This window comes from Rheinheimera sp. ATLC3 (assembly GCF_059429535.1).
Map to the genome: position 1 here is coordinate 807282 of NZ_CM182103.1, position 17077 is coordinate 824358.

At 49.6% G+C, this 17077-nt stretch carries 14 protein-coding genes; all 14 read left to right on the forward strand.

From position 1 onward, the window contains the following. The first annotated feature begins 250 nt into the window (after window positions 1-250). The 14 genes from AC5SV9_RS03830 to tssM all read left to right on the forward strand — a co-directional run bounded on the left by AC5SV9_RS03830 (window position 251) and on the right by tssM (window position 17077). Complete coding sequence (locus AC5SV9_RS03830; RefSeq protein WP_475153115.1) at window positions 251-1162, forward strand: hypothetical protein; 912 nt, start codon at window positions 251-253, stop codon at window positions 1160-1162. 137 nt (window positions 1163-1299) lie between these two features. Further along, window positions 1300-2391 carry a hypothetical protein gene (locus AC5SV9_RS03835; protein WP_475153114.1) on the forward strand — a complete coding sequence of 364 codons (1092 nt, stop codon included), beginning with the start codon at window positions 1300-1302 and terminating at the stop codon, window positions 2389-2391. A 158-nt stretch (window positions 2392-2549) separates the two neighbouring features. Next, window positions 2550-4541 (forward strand): type VI secretion system Vgr family protein, encoded by a 1992-nt coding sequence (locus AC5SV9_RS03840; protein WP_475153113.1) that lies wholly within the window; start codon window positions 2550-2552, stop codon window positions 4539-4541. A gap of 12 nt (window positions 4542-4553) precedes the next feature. Further along, window positions 4554-4970, forward strand: coding sequence for a carboxypeptidase-like regulatory domain-containing protein (locus AC5SV9_RS03845; RefSeq protein ID WP_331922195.1), 417 nt, complete (start codon window positions 4554-4556; stop codon window positions 4968-4970). Between the two features lie 79 nt (window positions 4971-5049). Next, on the forward strand, window positions 5050-5697 hold the full coding sequence (locus AC5SV9_RS03850) for a peptidoglycan-binding domain-containing protein (RefSeq protein ID WP_475153111.1): 648 nt from the start codon (window positions 5050-5052) through the stop codon (window positions 5695-5697). A 12-nt stretch (window positions 5698-5709) separates the two neighbouring features. Further along, entirely contained in the window at window positions 5710-6186 is a 477-nt protein-coding gene (locus AC5SV9_RS03855; protein WP_475153109.1) for a peptidoglycan-binding domain-containing protein, read from the forward strand. Between the two features lie 6 nt (window positions 6187-6192). Then, complete coding sequence (locus tag AC5SV9_RS03860; protein ID WP_475153108.1) at window positions 6193-7383, forward strand: zinc metalloprotease; 1191 nt, start codon at window positions 6193-6195, stop codon at window positions 7381-7383. 162 nt (window positions 7384-7545) lie between these two features. Further along, window positions 7546-8322 carry a HEAT repeat domain-containing protein gene (locus AC5SV9_RS03865; protein WP_475153106.1) on the forward strand — a complete coding sequence of 259 codons (777 nt, stop codon included), beginning with the start codon at window positions 7546-7548 and terminating at the stop codon, window positions 8320-8322. A gap of 26 nt (window positions 8323-8348) precedes the next feature. Further along, window positions 8349-8738 (forward strand): DUF4280 domain-containing protein, encoded by a 390-nt coding sequence (locus tag AC5SV9_RS03870; RefSeq protein WP_475153105.1) that lies wholly within the window; start codon window positions 8349-8351, stop codon window positions 8736-8738. A gap of 117 nt (window positions 8739-8855) precedes the next feature. Further along, entirely contained in the window at window positions 8856-10421 is a 1566-nt protein-coding gene (gene tagH, locus AC5SV9_RS03875; protein WP_475153103.1) for a type VI secretion system-associated FHA domain protein TagH, read from the forward strand. 1 nt (window position 10422) lies between these two features. Continuing rightward, window positions 10423-10929 carry a type VI secretion system lipoprotein TssJ gene (gene tssJ / locus AC5SV9_RS03880; protein ID WP_475153101.1) on the forward strand — a complete coding sequence of 169 codons (507 nt, stop codon included), beginning with the start codon at window positions 10423-10425 and terminating at the stop codon, window positions 10927-10929. A 64-nt stretch (window positions 10930-10993) separates the two neighbouring features. After that, the gene (gene tssK / locus AC5SV9_RS03885) at window positions 10994-12322 is read left to right on the forward strand and encodes a type VI secretion system baseplate subunit TssK (RefSeq protein WP_475153099.1); all 1329 of its coding nucleotides are present in this window, start codon (window positions 10994-10996) and stop codon (window positions 12320-12322) included. A 4-nt stretch (window positions 12323-12326) separates the two neighbouring features. Then, window positions 12327-13631, forward strand: a complete 1305-nt coding sequence (icmH, locus tag AC5SV9_RS03890) for a type IVB secretion system protein IcmH/DotU (protein WP_475153097.1) — start codon at window positions 12327-12329, stop codon at window positions 13629-13631. A gap of 5 nt (window positions 13632-13636) precedes the next feature. Then, window positions 13637-17077 (forward strand): type VI secretion system membrane subunit TssM, encoded by a 3441-nt coding sequence (gene tssM / locus AC5SV9_RS03895; RefSeq protein ID WP_475153095.1) that lies wholly within the window; start codon window positions 13637-13639, stop codon window positions 17075-17077.

A 17077-nucleotide genomic window follows, 5' to 3' on the forward strand; every position in this document is an offset into this window, starting at 1 on the left:
AGTTTGTGCCGGATATGTTTACCTTGTTAACAGGCCCCTGCCGACGTGTCCGTATCAGCGATGCAGTTAAGGATTACCCATGCCCATTACCATTTCAGTCAGAGAGTTTAAAAAGAAAACATCAACCACATTCGATGCTCGTCCAACTTCACTACGATGTATTGATGGCTGCCTCAAAAATTACCATGAGCAGGTTTCACTAAACGCCCCTCACAGTGAAATAGCGCGACGCGAAGTATCGGTATTGTTAATGTTTATTCAAGATTGGACGGCGGGAAAAGCAACTGTGACAATAAATGGCCAGTTGCGCTACAAAGCCTATCGTGACCGCCATGGCATGATAAGTGAGTTGGAACGTCAGGCTACCCAAACCGAACAGGAAATAGAGCGGGTGCATCAGGGAATTACTGATAATCTGAATGTCAATCTCGGCCGGCGTCATTTGAATAACTTCGCCCCAGCACCACCTGCACCGCCGCGGCATGACCGCCTGCCATTTACCTATTTTGGCGATAAACCACCACTACCGCCGCGCCGCGGAGCACAGGTACCTGTACGCAACTCCGTAGCAGGCACTGAGGAAATATTAGACCAACGTGCATCTTTTGGCGCAATAGAAGCAAATACGGAAAATATGGGGCGAGCTAACCGGGCATTGCAGGAACACCACGCTTACAAAAATGCGGCGCATATGTTAACACTTGTCACCAGACGCCAAACGACATCGAGACAAGTTCAAAACAGTGCCGACGTACCTAAAGCACTGACAGGTGGCACACTCACCATGGCAAGTCTGTTTTCTGCCATGAACAGTTTGGTACAAGGAACTGGCAAGCATATATATTATGAGCGTCACTGCACTCAGCAACAGTATTTTGCCAATATCCTGGATAATTCCAGCGATCAAAATCCGGTGTTATTTGCCGTAACCGACAATGCCAATGGCCAAAGTAAAGTAGTGATATGCCGCGGTAAACATTACTACTGGGATGGCCTGCGACAAATACCCAGATATTCCATGATTGATACCTCTATTGGCTTTGGGGTGGCTGTTGTGACCATGGATGATCAGGGTGACATGGTTGTCGAATCTAATGGGCAGGTCGCAAATTACGTCGCAGCCCGGGATTTGGGCTTTATCAAAATGAAAATTAGTCCCTAATTTAACGGCTAGCCAGAACTCATATACAGCCCATGGCCGCTGATGGCAACGTTGTTTGCGCACCGCGGCTTTATATAGCTGCAACTTATTTTGCGTTTATCGCGTAGGTAGGCATAACAAAGAATTGAGGAAGTTGCATGCCAATTACCATCTCCGTAAATGAATTTAAGAAAAAGACGTCAACGACCTTTGGATCACGCTCCGCTTTAGAACCTGTAGATTCTCGTCTTGAAGCTTATCATCAGTGTGTAGCGCGAAATACTCCACATAGCGAACAAGTCGGGGTGCTTTTATACGGCATGCTGGATTTTATTCAAGCGTGGGCTCAAGGCAAAGCAGTGGTTTATGTGAATGGCAAATTTCGCTACAAAGCTTATCGCGACCGTTACGGCTATATTAGTGAATTAGAGCGCCAGGTAAAACAAACAATAAACGAGCTAAATAGAGTCCACACAGACATACAAAACAATCTCGCAGCCAACTTGGGCCGACGCTTTGCGCCAGCACTTCCTACGGCTCCAAACGTCGTACCCTTCACTGACTTTGGTCCGAACATGCTACCAAGGGCACTAAGAGACAGCACTGAAAGCTTTGATTCCAGTGGCTTACGCCCAGTTAGCCTGGATAGTTTTTTATCCTGGGACGAACGCTCAATCACACATCCCCGTTCATCCGTTGTTTCTACGCAAACCATGGAAAATATGGGGATGGCAAATCCGACGCTAGAGGAAAACTCGGCTTACCAAACTGCAGCTGTTTTGATTCGTCTTGCCACCCGGCAGATGGTACAAAGTGACCAGATACGTAATGCTGCACAGCAACCTAAAACACTCACCGGTGGCGTATTGACTATGGGTAGTTTGGCATCTGCAATGAATACTTTTATCAGAAATGCCCGACAGGAGATCTATTACGAGCGTCATTGCACCCAAAGCCAATATTTTGTCAACATTCTGAAGAACTCAAGTGAGCAAAACCCGGTGCTATTTGCTGTGACCGACAATGCCAATGGACCGAGCAAAGTCATTATTTGCCGTGGCAGAAAATTAATGTTTGATGGGCACAGGCAATGGTATCGCTATAACATGGTTGACCCGACACTGGGCATAGGGAAAGCAAATATGACCATGGATGATCAAGGCGACATGACAGTAGAATCACATGGTCAGGTAGCTCATTACGTTGCTGCGCGCGAGCTGGGGTTTATAAAATTCGAACAGTATGCCTAGGTCTTAATTAGGTCGTAAATCGCCTGCATTTAATCCACTTCACCTACAACGCATGATTAATTTTGCGATTTTGATTAATCATGCGGCGGCTCATACCGGCTGCAACTTATTTTGCGTTTACTGCGTAGGTAGGCATAACAAAGAATTGAGGAAGTTGCATGCCGACAGAACAACGTTTGGTTGCCATTAGCACGCCATTGCAAGATAGCGACTTAGTGTTGCGCCAGGCGACATTAAGCGAACGTTTGGGTCAGCCGTTTGAGATTGACGTCGAGCTGGTCAGCCCGGATGAAAATCTCCCGTTCGATAAGATACTTGGGCAAAATGTCACTATTCGCTACCAAACCGCCGAGCAAAGCCGCTATTTAAATGGTTTGGTAACAGCCTTCAAACAACATGAGAACCTGCAAAAGAATGGCTATTACAGTGCCACAGTGCGGCCCTGGTTGTGGTTGCTGACGTTAAGCCAGCATTGCCGGATTTATCAGCAAAAAAGCTATCCCGACATCATTAAAGCGGTATTTGATGACATGGGCTTTTCAGATTATCAAGACAAGCTGCGTGGCCAGTATCAGCCTCAGGAATACGTGGTGCAGTTTAATGAAACCGACTTTGATTTTGTCTCGCGTCTGATGCAGCAAGAAGGCATTTATTACTACTTTGAGCACAGCAATGGCAAACACACGCTGATCCTGACTGACGACAGTGTGACATTAGAAGATCTGGGTGACATTGAGTACCTGGAGCTGGATGAGAACAAAACACACACTGGTGTTGAAGGTATTAACCAGTGGCAAAATCAACGCCATTTACGCACAGGCGGTATCAGTTTATCCAGTTTTGACTTTGTCACGCCGGGTAAAAACCTGGACGCATCAACCAAAGACCCTCAGGTTGCGGCAGTGGCAAACTATCAAAAATATGCCTATAGCGGTAAGTATCAGGAACGTGATGCGGTACAGCACTATACCAAGGTGTTGATGGAGCGTGAAAATACCGGCTATGAAAAAAAATCCTTGTCCGGCAATCAACGTAATTTATTTGCCGGTGCCCGCTTTAAACTGAACGGTCATGCCCGTGATGATCAAAATATTCAATATCTGCTGACCGACTACCGCTGCACATTGCGCGCAGACGAGCTGTTAGAAGAGCAGGAACTGGACCAACACCAGATGCTGACGTTTGAGGCTGAGGCTATTTCAGCCAAAGTCAACTTCAGGCCGGCGCAATCTGTGGTTAAACCCCAAATGAGTGGCCCACAAACAGCAACCGTTGTCGGTAAAGCCGGAGAGGAAATCTGGACCGACAAATATGGCCGCATCAAGGTGCGCTTTCACTGGGATCGTCACAGCACAGCTGACGACAGCTGTTCATGCTGGATCCGCGTTGCTCAGACGATGGCGGGCAAGAACTGGGGCAGCATACATATTCCAAGAGTGGGCCAGGAAGTACTGGTAGACTTTTTACAGGGCGATCCTGACCAACCTATTGTGATTGGTGGCGTGTTTAACGGCTCAGCATTGCCGCCTTATGAGCTGCCTGCCAACGCAAACAAATCCGGCTTTAAGTCCCGTTCCAGCAAAGGCGGTGGCAATTTCAACGAAATCCGCTTTGACGATGAAAAAGATCAGGAGCAACTGTTTGTACACGCCGCCATGAATATGGATACCGCTGTCACTAAAAACAGCTATGAAACCATCGGCGAAGACAAACACCTGAGTGTGAAACAGGACTTTTACACCAAAGTGGAAAATAACCGCCATGAAGATATTACCAGTAATCACATAGAACAAATTGGCGGCGACCTGAACCTGCGTATTGGCGGCAAAGAGGCCAAAGAGGTGAGCCAGTCATCATCATTAAATATACAACAAGACCGTTCTGAGCAAGTTGGTGGTAACGCCTCGCTGCTGGTAAACAACGATTACTATGTAAAAGCCACCAACCTGTGCTTTGAAGCGTCGGGCAATATCACCTTGCAGGTTGGCAGTAGTTTCATCTCAATGGACAGCGGCGGTATCTCAATAAAATCGAATGGCAAAATTGAAGTGGTGACTGCGGGTAATCTGACGTTGTCAGGCGGTGGAAAAACCGATGTGGTCGCGGCGGGTCAGGTGTCCGTCAGTGGCGGTTTGGTCAAGATTAATTAACAGGTAAGCAAGATGCCAGGTCCAAAACCGGGAAACCCTGTAACAAACATCAATGCCACTAAGCCTGAGGCGGTGCATCTGGCTGACAGCGCTGATCCGGGCGAAGTTAATAAACTCAAGGTACAGCAGCAAACACAGCAAAGCGGTAAATACGGGCAAACCAAAGCCAAAGCCTTTAAACCCTTGCCGATTGCGGTCAGTAGCAAAGACAAAGCACAGCAACAACAGCAGGTTAAAACCAGCTGGGTGGGCATTGAACTGGTCGATGAAGCTGGCCAGCCGTTAGCAGGCCACCCTTACACCATTACCCTGCCCGACGGCAGCGTCAAAACAGGTACTACTGATGCCAAAGGCCGCGCCAGAGTTGAGCAATTTGCGCCAGGTAACTGCACACTGACGCTGGAACAGCTGGATGAAAAATCATGGTAGTAACTGGCAGACGCTCAGTGATGTTGGCTGCACACTCTGACGTTTGCATAGGACGAAATCAGCGCCAAGGAACCAGATTATGCAACGCATAAGAATACTCGCGGGTGATTGCTGCGCCAGCCTGGCCAAAGAGTTCGGTTTTGCTGATGGCAACGCCATTTACCAGGCACCGGAAAACCAGAACTTTAAAACGTCTCACCGTAATATGCATGTGCTGACCACTAATCACGTACTTTGCATTCCCGATAAAAAGGTTAAACGCGAACCACTTAAACCCGAGCAATATAACCGGTTTGTGGTGAAAGGCGTGATCACTGAATTTATCGTCAGTATCGGCGATTTTGCCGGCAGCGCGCTGGCCAATCACGACTACGAACTACAGGTAAACGGGATTAAACACAGCGGTAAGCTCGATAGCGCCGGCAAGTTGAAAGTGAAAATTGATGCCACAGCCAGAACCGGTGAATTAATTGTTTACTTAGACAAAGATCGCAAGAACAACCTGTTCTGGACACTCGAATTTGGCGCCTTGCAAGATGTGGTGGACATTGCCGGTATTCAGGCCCGCCTGAATAACCTTGGCTATGTTTGTCGTAATGAAGACGGCGATTTGGATGACTCCACCAAGGCTGCCATTAGCCAATTCAAACTGGTAAATGGCTTGGCAGCCAATGATCGGGTTGATGGTGCCCTGGTGTCGAAACTAAACGATGTATATGGGTTTTAAGGAATATCCGTCATGGCTAAAGTAGCGCGTTCCGGCAGCAGCCAAAGCAATAACAATAAGTTACGCGTACACAAAGTGAAAGTGTATTTCCAGTTGTACCCCGGTAAGTCAGGTAACAACAATGAACGTTCGGTGTCCTCTGATGTGGAGTACGAGCTGTATCTGAATAATCGTTTTTCGCAATCAGGCCAATTACAGGCCGATGGCAGTGCCGAAGTGTTTATTCCTGCCGGCATGAGCGCAGAACTTACAGCGTTGGGCAGTCGTTATTTACTGCAACCGGTGAGCAATCTGGAACCTTACAACAGCATTAAGGGTGCGCAGCAACGTCTGCGGTTACTCGGCTATTTTGCGGGCGCCGCCGACGGCAAGTGGGACGCTGCATTTGACCGTGCCATCCTCAATTTTCAGGCCGACCACAACATTGATAGCAGTGGCAACTTACATAACGAAACCTACGATAAAATTAAATCAGAATTTGGAGAATAAGCGTTAGTGGCCAAACACATTGCGATTAAAACAGAATGCAGGGTAGTTCCGGTACGCTTTCAACGCGCGGTTATCGGCCCCCCGGACAGACGCTATCCTGACATTGATGAACGCGGTTTTAACCATGTTATTCCTGCAATGAATAATTTACCGGCATCTGCAGCAGTGCGTGGTAATGCGGTGTCGATCGCGCATGACCATGAAGTCGAGATCCAACTGGTGCGCGAAGATATTGATGACAATGCCGTGCTGTATGTCAGCTCGTCTGACAACAACGTATTTACCGTAGAGAGCCCGACTGTCAATCAACCTTGTACGCCTGGCAAAACCTGCAATATCCGTTTGCGTACGCAGTACGTGCTGAACTGGACGCCGGCAGTTGCTAACCTGCAAGTGCATTATCAGAAAAAAGACGGGCCTGTGATTGCCCGTTTAGTTGTTTATGTGATGCCGCTGATGAGTGTCAATGTGCAACCACATATTGTTGCCATTAACAGCAAAACAGCCCCCGGTGTGCCGCCAAAGATCAGTTTTGATCCTATTGCGAAACTGGCTGCGGATATATGGTTCAACGCCGGGGTAGACCTTAGCTTCGCCAAAACCAAACTGCTGGCCGTCAATGCATCTGGCACAAATTATCTTAAATTCAACGAAGTTGACCTGGTACTGAAACATCACTGGACAGCGGGCTATATCAACGTTTATGTGGTTCAGGAACTCGAAGACGCCTTGGGTTATGGCTTTAGCACGAACGACTATAAAGGATATAAACTCAGTCACCCGGGTGTATTTCTGGGTTTGCAGACTAACAGCGGCAGCAGTTTGGACCGCAGTAATGATGTCGTGTTTTGTGCCAATGATATTGCCCATGAAATTGGCCATTTCTTTACGCTGAGACATCCGTCGGATGGTCCTGGCAATAATCCTAAGGGCTGGGGGCGCTTCGACAGCTGGTCAATGCGCTTTTTAATGCATAACTGGAATACCACAAGGCGCAGCCCCAGTGCCACGCCGCATAAAGGTGCCGACTGGCCGGAATTTAATACCTTTGGTTACGGTAGTGGCGCGCACGGCGCATACCGCGGCGCAGCTATCCCGTTAAAGGCCATCAATACCGGTAAAGCCTGCATTGACGGCCATTGCGCCATCGTGCGTAACCATATCGCCAAAGGGGCGAACAATTTATACGGGACCTAGCATCTGATGACATTGATATGCGCACGCCTGAGCCGCAGCCACTATGCTGGCCTGATGCTAGCCTTGCTGGCAGGCGTTGCCATACTTTTACCCGTTAGCGCACAACAGTCCTGTGATAAAACACAGACATCACAGGTACAGATAAAGGCTGGAGAACAGAGTATGTCAAGGTTAACACAGGCGGTACTGGAGCATGATACCGACGCGCGCAATATCGCCTCAACCATGGGGCAAGCAGCCTTAAATGAGTTAGCCCCTTTGCTGGCACAGCAGGATGCATCAATCAGACTGCGCGCTGTGATGGCACTGGGTGGCGTTGATATTCTGATCAGCAAAACCGCGCTATTCAGTGCGCTGGATGATGCGGATCCGAATGTTATGCACGCTGCGCTGGCGGAAATTGAGCAGCAACAAGCCAAGTTATCAGTACCTCTGCTGGTGGGGCTATTAGACCGGTTGCAAGACGACAACGCTAAAAACCGGCTTATTCTGATTTTGGGTCAGCGCCTGGATATCACACAAAGCGCTGCGCTGGAAAAATACTGCAATGTAGATCAAGCCGTGAGTGTCGCCTTACACAGCATGGCAGCACTGGCGAAAATTGGCGTGGAGCAGCGGCGCAAGCAGTTCTCGGCCTACTTACTCACCATCAAGGATGCCGATACTTTTGCTGAAGCATTTCAGCTGGTTGAATACATCAATCAACCCTGGCTGGTAGCGACATTGCGCCAGTTATTAGCCAATAAGCAGCAATACAAATCTTTGGGCGGACATTTCCCCGGCTTCCCCACTACAATCCGGATCTGTGATGCGGTAGTGATGCTGATTGGCGCGCTGTTACCGCAACTTACATTGAGCTTTGACGCCAGTGTTTATGCCAACTTCAGCGATGAACAAATTGCTGAATTAAATTACGCCAGTGCCAAGGTTAAATACTAATAGTCCACGCTTGTGCAGGAGAGAGTATGGCGATTCAGGTTACAATGGGTGCAACGCTGATGTGCTCGCAAGGTCTTGCTCCCAGCACGCTGGTAGTCCCGCCGCTAAATAGGACACTGGCCGATGGCTTGCCTGCAGCAACCATCATGGACCAAATCCCCATTGTGAATATTCCGCCCTTTGGCATGTGCCGTTCACCGGCAAACCCCACTGTTGCCGCAGCTACCGCTGCCGCTATGGGAGTGCTGACGCCGATGCCCTGTATGCCTGTCATTGCTGCACCCTGGTCACCGGGGTGTGCAACGGTACAGATTGGCAATAAACCGGCTTTGAATAACACTGCAAAATGCATCTGCAATTGGGGCGGTAGTATTTCTATCACCAATCCGGGCGGTAAAACCGTACAAACGCCTTAAGCCTGACTGTCCATATAATTTTTTGCTCATCTGCAACTTACACATCGGTTGTGCCGTATGTTGTTTCGATCATGCTGAAACCCATTTGAGCAAAGCGTTTTTGGACAACTTACACCTATGGCAAATTTGCATCTGGCACTTATCACCAATATCCCTGACCAACAGCTAATTACTTTTCGCTTTACCGAACGCGGCGGCAGTGTTGGCAGATCGCAGGATTGTGACTGGCGGTTAAATGATGCCGAGCGATTCATCTCTAACAAGCACATTATCATTTCGTTTGTTAACGATCATTTTCTGGTTACCGATACCAGCAGCAACGGCACCTACATTAATGATAATGCCCAGCCGCTGGGCAAAGGTAATTCTCACCGTCTACAACTAAATGACATTATCAAGCTGGGTACCTTGTACCTTCAGGTCAATGCAATAGACTTGTCACCGGCTCATGTACCTGCCCCGCCCATGCCTGCGGCAGCTTTTGCACCAAACAACATATCGGCAACAGATTCTGATTTACTCGACTTAGTCTCGGGTAAACATGCATCGGCTAACAGCGCCTCAGCCAGCCACGCCGCACCGCTTAATTCGTCGCTTACATCTGCCGCCCCCCCGCAAGCGAGCAGCGCTAAAGCAGATAATTCAGGTTTATTTGATATCTTATCCGCCGGTACATCTGGTAGCAGCCCCACCGGTATGGCTGCACCATCGGCTGCTGGCGAGGCAAATATCCCCGCCCGACCGCAATCAGCGGCAACGCCAGCAGCATCGCCCTTTTTACCACAGCACAACGACAACACCATTCCTGACAATTGGGATTTGGATGACGAACCGGCGCAAATGCTGACGCCACCGGCAACATCCGGCGATGCTCCTGACAACGCCGGGCCGCTAAGTAGCCCAGCGGCGAGCGCAAATAACATACCAGAGTATCCGCACTATGCTGCAACGGCCGCTGCAGCTGAGCCAACACCGAAACCAGCAAGCCATAGTGCTGCCGATGTACAGGCTGTTGCTGCACAGGCTGCGGATGTTCAGGCGGTAAATGCAAAAGCTCCAGTGCCGCAGGCAACAGCTGGCGATAAGCAGGACGACTTTTTTACCTTGTTGTACCAAAAGCTGGGGCTGCCTGCGGCATACATGCAGTCGGTTGATAAAGCCGAATTCGCCAAAGACCTGATGCAGGTGCTGATGACATCAACTCAGGGTTTAATGGCTTTATTGGCCGGGCGCTCGGTGCTTAAACAAGAGTCACGGTTATCCATGACCATGATTAAACCCCAGTCCAATAATCCGATTAAGTTTTCCCTCGACCCCAGCGACACGCTGGAAATGCTACTGGTGAAGAAAAAGCCCGGCTATTTGACCGCGCAAGCCGCTTATGCCGAAGCCATGCATGACTTGCAGCTGCATCAGATGGCGTTTTTATCGGGGCTGCAAGCGTCACTGCAAGGCATTTTGGACGAACTCTCACCCGGCAACATTGAACAAGAAGCAAATGAAAAAGGCCGCGGACTAATGGACTTTAAAGGGCATGCACGCAACTGGGAAACCTTCGCTAACAAACAGCAGACCTTGCAAAATCAAGTTAAAGAGAATCTCAACGATATTTTATCGCGGCACTTTTCTGCGGCTTATGAAAGCTACATCAGCAATGCCAAAACCAACCGCCAGGGAGACTGATATGGCATCGACATTACGAAAATGGACTTTGCGCGGGTTCGCCCTGCTGCTTGGCAGCTTACTGCTGAATGCCTGCGCCTCGTCACCTGCCGATACTAAGGTCGACTTTACCCTCAGCATCCGCGCTGCAGACAATATCAATCCGGATTTTCAGGGCGCACCGTCATCTGTGGTAGTTCAGGTGTATCAACTTACCAGTGCCGGCAATTTTCAGGATGCGCTGTACGAAGACCTGTTTAACGGCAATGCCAGTATGCTTGGCAGCCAGCTTATCAGTATGAATAACTACCTGATTGACCCGGGTTCAAACCAAAACCTGGAAACGGAAATTTCTGCCGACACCAAATTTATCGGCGTGGCCGTTGGCTACCGCGAGATTAATCTGGTGACCTGGAAAGTGGTGCAGCCCATCGCAGACGATTCATTGCTCGACAGCATCAATCTGTTTGCCAGCAAAGGCATGCTCATCTCGATAGAACAAAACAATGTGCGGGTAAGCACGAATTAACGTTGTGCCGTCAACTACACGGCTTAAACACAATCCAGCGCAAATGATTAAGGATATTGCTTAAATGGCATGGGAAAAACGCGTGGTATGGACCGAAGGCATGATGCTTCAGCCGCACCATTTTCAACAGCAAAGCCGATACCATGAAGCCCAGTTAAGGCAAGCGGTCAATGCCTGCATGCCGTATCCATGGGGTTTATTAACCGTTGAGATTGAACAATCATTACTCAAATCGGGCAAATTCGGCATTAATCGTGCTGAAGGCGTATTCAATGACGGTAGCCTTTTCAGCATTCCGGAAACCGACAAACTGCCTAAAGCGATAGATATTGACCCGTCTCATCTTAACGCCACGCTGTATCTGGCGTTGCCCATTCGTCGCCAGGGCAATAACGAAATAAACCGGGAACAAGCCAGTGCCGGCCGTTACCAGTTGGCAGAGCAGGAGATCCGCGATGTCTCTGGCCTGACTAATAACAAGGCCTTTGTTGAAGTTGCCGGTTTAAATTGTTCATTGCGCACCAGTTTGCAGGACAACAGCGAGTTTGTTTGCCTGGCGCTGGCCAAAGTGGACGATGTCAGCCCGAATGGCAACGTTAGCTTAAGCGCAGATTTTCTCGCACCCTCACTAAATTGCCGGACCAGCACCTACCTTAGCCACTTTATCAGCGAGCTGGTCAACCTGACACAACACAGAATTAAGTCGCTCGCCAGCCGGGTGTCAGTGGCCGGTAAGTCGACCAACAGTGAAATAACCGATTTCATGATGTTGCAAACCCTAAATCGCCACTTGCCGATGCTGCGCTATATGGATAATGCCGACAGTATTACGCCGTTTTACCTGTACGAGAAATGGGTCAGCTTAATTGGTGATATGAGTACCATTATTCAGGCCGACAAGATGGTGCCTGTGCTGCCACACTACCAGCATCAGCAGCTGAATGATGTGTTCCCGGCCCTGATTGAACAACTGCGCAAACTCTTCAGCGTCGTACTGGAACAAAACTCGGTCAATATTCCATTACAAGAGAAGAAGTTTGGCGTTCGGGTAGGCAATGTCGCCGACCGCACACTGTTTAGCGGTGCCAGCTTTATTCTGGCGGTCAGCGCTGATATACCAGCCGACAATATTCGCCAGTTTTTCCCGCAGCAGGTCAAAATTGGCCCGGTTGAATCCATTAAAGAATTGGTCAATTTGCAGCTTCCCGGCGTTCAGGTAACACCGCTGGCAGCGGCACCAAGAGAAATCCCCTATCAACGTCACTATGTGTATTTTGAGTTGGTGCAAACTGGCGACACCTGGCAAGCACTTGCCTCGTCAGGCGGCATCGCCTGCCATATCGGCACCAGCTTCCCCAATTTAACCATGGAGCTTTGGGCTATCCGGAGTTAACAGCATGCACAATGACGATGACTTATCCAAAACCATGCTGATCCCCAATCCGGGTGGCCGTCGCAGCTATAACGCTCAACATGACGAACTAAGCAGAACACGGCTGTCGCCCGCTGCTGCAGGTGCTGGTGCTTATTCGGCACCCGGGCCTGCTGATACAGACATCGCCGGCGAAAATATCCTGTTAAGTGAAGCCCGCGACATCATCAGCCTGGCCAGCCATCTGCGCACCCTGGCGCCCAGCAATAGCATTGAACAACTGCGGCTGGATGTGGAAAATCTGTTCCGCCAGTTCAGCAATACTTTGAAAGAGCAAGGCACAACTGATGAAGTCATGCTGACAGCACGCTACCAGCTATGCTGCCTCATCGACGAGCTGGTGTTAAGCACGCCCTGGGGGATCGACGGTCCTTGGAGCCAACAAACCCTGCTCAGTAAGTATCACAATGAAACGTCCGGCGGTGAAAAATTCTTCCTGATCGCCAATAAGTTAATGGAGCACCCGCAGCGCAATCTGGATTTAATTGAACTCGCCTACGTTTGTTTGTCGCTGGGGTTCAGGGGTAAATACCGCCTCAGTCAAACCAGCGACAGCGACATCAATAACATTTGTCAGATGCTGTACCAGCCTATTGCGCTATACCGTCCGGTTGCCGCAGATTTATCACCGTGCTGGCAAGCGGCACCAGCACTGGCGCCCAGTATTGAAAAGCGTATTCCGCCTACCTTGTTATTGCTGTTTTTAAGCTTTATCTGTGTGGCGGTGTTTATTGGCTTGTTATCCAACCTCAATGCCAAGGCATCGCCTTTGCTGGCAAAAATAGAAGCCATTGCCTGGGATGAGCTGCTGTCAAACGCATCTGAGCAAAGCCGCCATCAAACCGGTATTGATGAGGTTGTCAGCCAACTGCGCAACGCGCTGCAACCGTCCATCGCGGCGCATAAGGTTGCCGTGGCAATACAAGATAATATGGTCGTCATCCGCCTGATCAGCGAGGCATTATTTCCGCCCGGCAGTACTAAAATCAGCGAAGCTGAATTACCCAATCTGAATACATTGGTACAGGCCATCTCAGCTTATGCCAATTCTGTCATTATTGTTGGCCATACCGATTCAACCGGGCGCGCCGAATCAAACTGGACCATCTCCAGATTGCGCGCTGAGGCAATAGAAAACTGGTTGCATTCAACCACCCCTACTATCAAAAACTCTATTACCCGTGGCATGGCAGACACCCAACCATTGGTCAGTGGCCGCGATGCCAGTGAAAACCGTCGGGTTGAACTGCTCCTGTTACCCAAGGAATAACGTGAATGTTAGCCAAACTGCAAAAGGTTTCCTCACACTCTTTATTTGTCCCGGTCATATGCTTAACCCTGGCCGTTATGCTGATCCTGTTCGCCGGCCCTTATATCGCCATTGCCGGCCAGGTACCTCTGGCGGGCTGGTTAACGCGCTTGCTATTGTGCAGCGCATTAATAGCGGCTTATGTGCTGTACAAGTACATTCAGCATCTCAAATCGTTACAACAGCAAGACCAGCTGGTGGCGGAAATCGCCGCCGCAGATGATGGTGCCAGTCAGGCTATTGACGCCGAAGCAAGCGCTTTGCGCGATAAGTTTAAGTATGCTTTTGAGGCACTCAAGCACACCAAAGGCGGCCCTGCGTCGCTGACGCAGATCCCCTGGTACATGATTATCGGCTCGCCCGGTGCCGGTAAAACCACGTTGTTGTCTAATTCCGGCTTGTCATTCCCGCTGGCCGACAAACTCGGAAACAAGGCGCTGCTGGGTGTGGGAGGCACCAAAAACTGTGATTGGTGGATTACGCAGGACGCCGTGTTACTGGATACCGCCGGACGTTATGCCTCGCAAGACAGTTTTCAAAAAGTAGATGAGTCCGGCTGGAGGAATTTTCTCGCCCTGATTAAGCGCTTTCGAAAAAAACCGATTAGCGGACTGCTGGTAAGCATCAGCATGACTGACGTCATTAACCTTAATGAATATGAGCTCAGCCAGCAAATTGCCCAGATAAAGCAGCGTATCGCCGAGGTAAATGATTATTTTAATACCCGCTTTCCGGTGTATGTGATTTTCACCAAAGCCGACATGCTGGCAGGCTTTAGCCAATTCTTTGACACCTTTTCACACAAAGAGCGCGAACAGCCGTTCGGTTTTACCTTTGATGCAGCTACCTCTGCCAGCGATTATGTCAGCCACGATTTCGCACAACAGTTTGCCGCCTTGTACAAGGCCATTGTACGGCGCCAGTGGGGCCGGCTGTCTATCGAACGCGATACCGGTCGTAAAAACTTACTGTATGCTTTTGGTGAGCAACTGTCGTCACTTAAACTGCCGCTTGGCAACATCATCCGCCAGCTCAGCAGCACTGACGAGGGAATGAGCACCGGCATTGTTCGCGGCCTGTACTTTACCAGTGGTACCCAGTCAGGCGCGCCTATCGATCGCATGCAGGCCAGGATCTCACAGGTTTTTGGCATGCAGGCCAGCCAAAAGCCAATGTGGAATAACGACCAGCGCAGTTATTTTATTAAGGATTTACTGCAACAGGTGGTGTTTGCTGAAGCTGATCGCTTTGGCACGCTGGCAGGTTATGAACGCCGCAAAAAACGGCTTAAACAATGTTCGCTGGCGTTTTTTGCCGTTGCGTCACTGCTGGTTTGCGCCAGTTTGTTCAGCAGTTTTAATAACAATGTGCAGTACCTTGCCCAGGCAAACGCAGCGGTCACTGAGTGGCAGCAGCAGTTCAACAGCCTCAACATTCAACCAGGTAACAGCGAGTCACTGCACAGGCAACTTCCGGCGTTAAACGATTTTCTGACCAAGATAAACGGCCTGCAAGATGTTCAACAGCGCCATTTTTCAGGATTGGGATTAAATCAGGCTAATGCCGTAACCCGGTCACTGAATGCCAGTTACCAGCGCTTACTAAAGACGGTGCTGGTACCTTATATACAACAACAACTGGAAGGCCTGCTCAACGCAGGTAATGCTCCACTGGTGCAATATCAGGCATTAAAAAGCTACCTGATGCTGGCAGATGACGGTAACTTACGTAAAAATCGCTACATCAAACAATTTTTGGCCCAGAACCTGAACAACGACAAACGCTTTTCCGCTGCTGAGTACAGCCAATTGCTGGCACATATGCAAAGCATGGTCGATAGCGGTATGAGCTTTGATGCAGTAAATGATAACCTGATCACACAAGCCCGGCGGATTTTACGCGCACAACCGCTCGGCGAAATATACTATCGCGAATTAAAAGACAGGCTTAGCAGCAACCCGGCCAGTTATCTTTCAATGGCACAGCTGGCAGGTTCTGACTGGCGTAATACCTTCACCACCACGCTGGATGAAATACAAACCATCCCCGCGATGTTTACCCCTGGCCAATTTGACAGCATTATCGACGAAGGCATCAGCCAACATCTGGACAGCCTCGCTGATGAAGCCTGGGTACTGGGCACCGAAAACGTCATAGACCTTAATGCCACCACCAAACAATTACGAAACTTATACCTGCAGGACTACACCAATAGCTGGCGCAAACTGCTCGATAGCGTATCGATTAGATCAACCGGCGACGCTGCAACATTAACCACTCAGTTGCAGCAAATCGGTCAATCCGATTCGGCGTTATTTGTGCTGCTCAATTCAGCCGCTAAAGCCACAGAATTAGTCAGTGTCCCCGCCGATAGCGGATTGGCCTTTGCGCAAGCTAATGAGCAGGTGAATTCAGCCCGACAATTGCTGGACGGGCTGAATGATGAAAAGCGCTTCGTCACATCGCGCTTTAGCAAGTTACACGAAGCGATGGCCGCACAGCGGCAAGCGGCACTGCAACAACAGCTTGAACGATTAGTGCAGGACATACTGGTCAGCATTAATTTTCAGCTACAAAACAACCAAACAAATGCCAAGCCTGGGTCACTGAATGCGTTACAGGGCTTTGGCTATTCACAAATTTCGCCGCTAAACCGCTGGGTAGAAGAGCTGGTCAGAAACATCAACCGCTCACAAAACCTGTTACAAAAACAGCAATGGAACGCGTTGTGGCAGAATCAGATACTGCCGGCATGCAATAACATCGTGACACAGAAATACCCGTTCCAGCGCAGTTCGCAAATTGATGCCGGTATTGATGATCTGAGCCAGCTATTTGCAGCTAATGGCACAGTGTTTGGTTTTTTCCAACAACATTTTGCCGCTCTGGTTAACACCCAGACATCGCCGTGGCAGTGGCGGGGAAATAGTCAAAGTGAATATCAGTTTGATGCTCAGGTACTGCCGTTCTTTGAATCCGCTATGCGCATGCAGCAGGCGTTATTTAAACCAAACGGTACTGAAGCCCACGCCCGGTTTACGCTTACACCGGTTTATCTGGACCCGCGCCTGGCGCGGCTGCGCATCAGTATTTATGGCAGCAGCATTAACTATCAATTTGGTCGCCCGACACCGACAGCTATCAGCTGGCCGCCCGTAAGCGAGTCGGCCAGCAACATTACTCTTGTCAGGCGGGATGGCAGTGAAATGGCGGCCAGTCAACAAGGCCTGTTTTCTCTGGCTCGTATGATTGACGCCGGCCAGGTTGAACGCAGCTCTGCCACTAAAGTGACCGTAACCTTTAGCCAAACCGACTATAAAGCCATCTACGAGGTATCTGGCGCCGGGCAAACCGATCCGCTGGTATTTAACCAACTCTCGTCATTCCAATGCCTGAAAGGCTTGTAG

Coding starts and splice junctions, on each gene's coding strand:
- tagH (WP_475153103.1), top strand. CDS start 8,856: ATGGCAAATTTGCATCTGGCACTTATCACCAATATCCCTGACCAACAG.
- tssK (WP_475153099.1), top strand. CDS start 10,994: ATGGCATGGGAAAAACGCGTGGTATGGACCGAAGGCATGATGCTTCAG.
- AC5SV9_RS03830 (WP_475153115.1), top strand. CDS start 251: ATGTTTATTCAAGATTGGACGGCGGGAAAAGCAACTGTGACAATAAAT.
- tssM (WP_475153095.1), top strand. CDS start 13,637: ATGTTAGCCAAACTGCAAAAGGTTTCCTCACACTCTTTATTTGTCCCG.
- AC5SV9_RS03845 (WP_331922195.1), top strand. CDS start 4,554: ATGCCAGGTCCAAAACCGGGAAACCCTGTAACAAACATCAATGCCACT.
- AC5SV9_RS03855 (WP_475153109.1), top strand. CDS start 5,710: ATGGCTAAAGTAGCGCGTTCCGGCAGCAGCCAAAGCAATAACAATAAG.
- AC5SV9_RS03840 (WP_475153113.1), top strand. CDS start 2,550: ATGCCGACAGAACAACGTTTGGTTGCCATTAGCACGCCATTGCAAGAT.
- icmH (WP_475153097.1), top strand. CDS start 12,327: ATGCACAATGACGATGACTTATCCAAAACCATGCTGATCCCCAATCCG.
- AC5SV9_RS03850 (WP_475153111.1), top strand. CDS start 5,050: ATGCAACGCATAAGAATACTCGCGGGTGATTGCTGCGCCAGCCTGGCC.
- AC5SV9_RS03835 (WP_475153114.1), top strand. CDS start 1,300: ATGCCAATTACCATCTCCGTAAATGAATTTAAGAAAAAGACGTCAACG.
- AC5SV9_RS03865 (WP_475153106.1), top strand. CDS start 7,546: ATGTCAAGGTTAACACAGGCGGTACTGGAGCATGATACCGACGCGCGC.
- tssJ (WP_475153101.1), top strand. CDS start 10,423: ATGGCATCGACATTACGAAAATGGACTTTGCGCGGGTTCGCCCTGCTG.
- AC5SV9_RS03870 (WP_475153105.1), top strand. CDS start 8,349: ATGGCGATTCAGGTTACAATGGGTGCAACGCTGATGTGCTCGCAAGGT.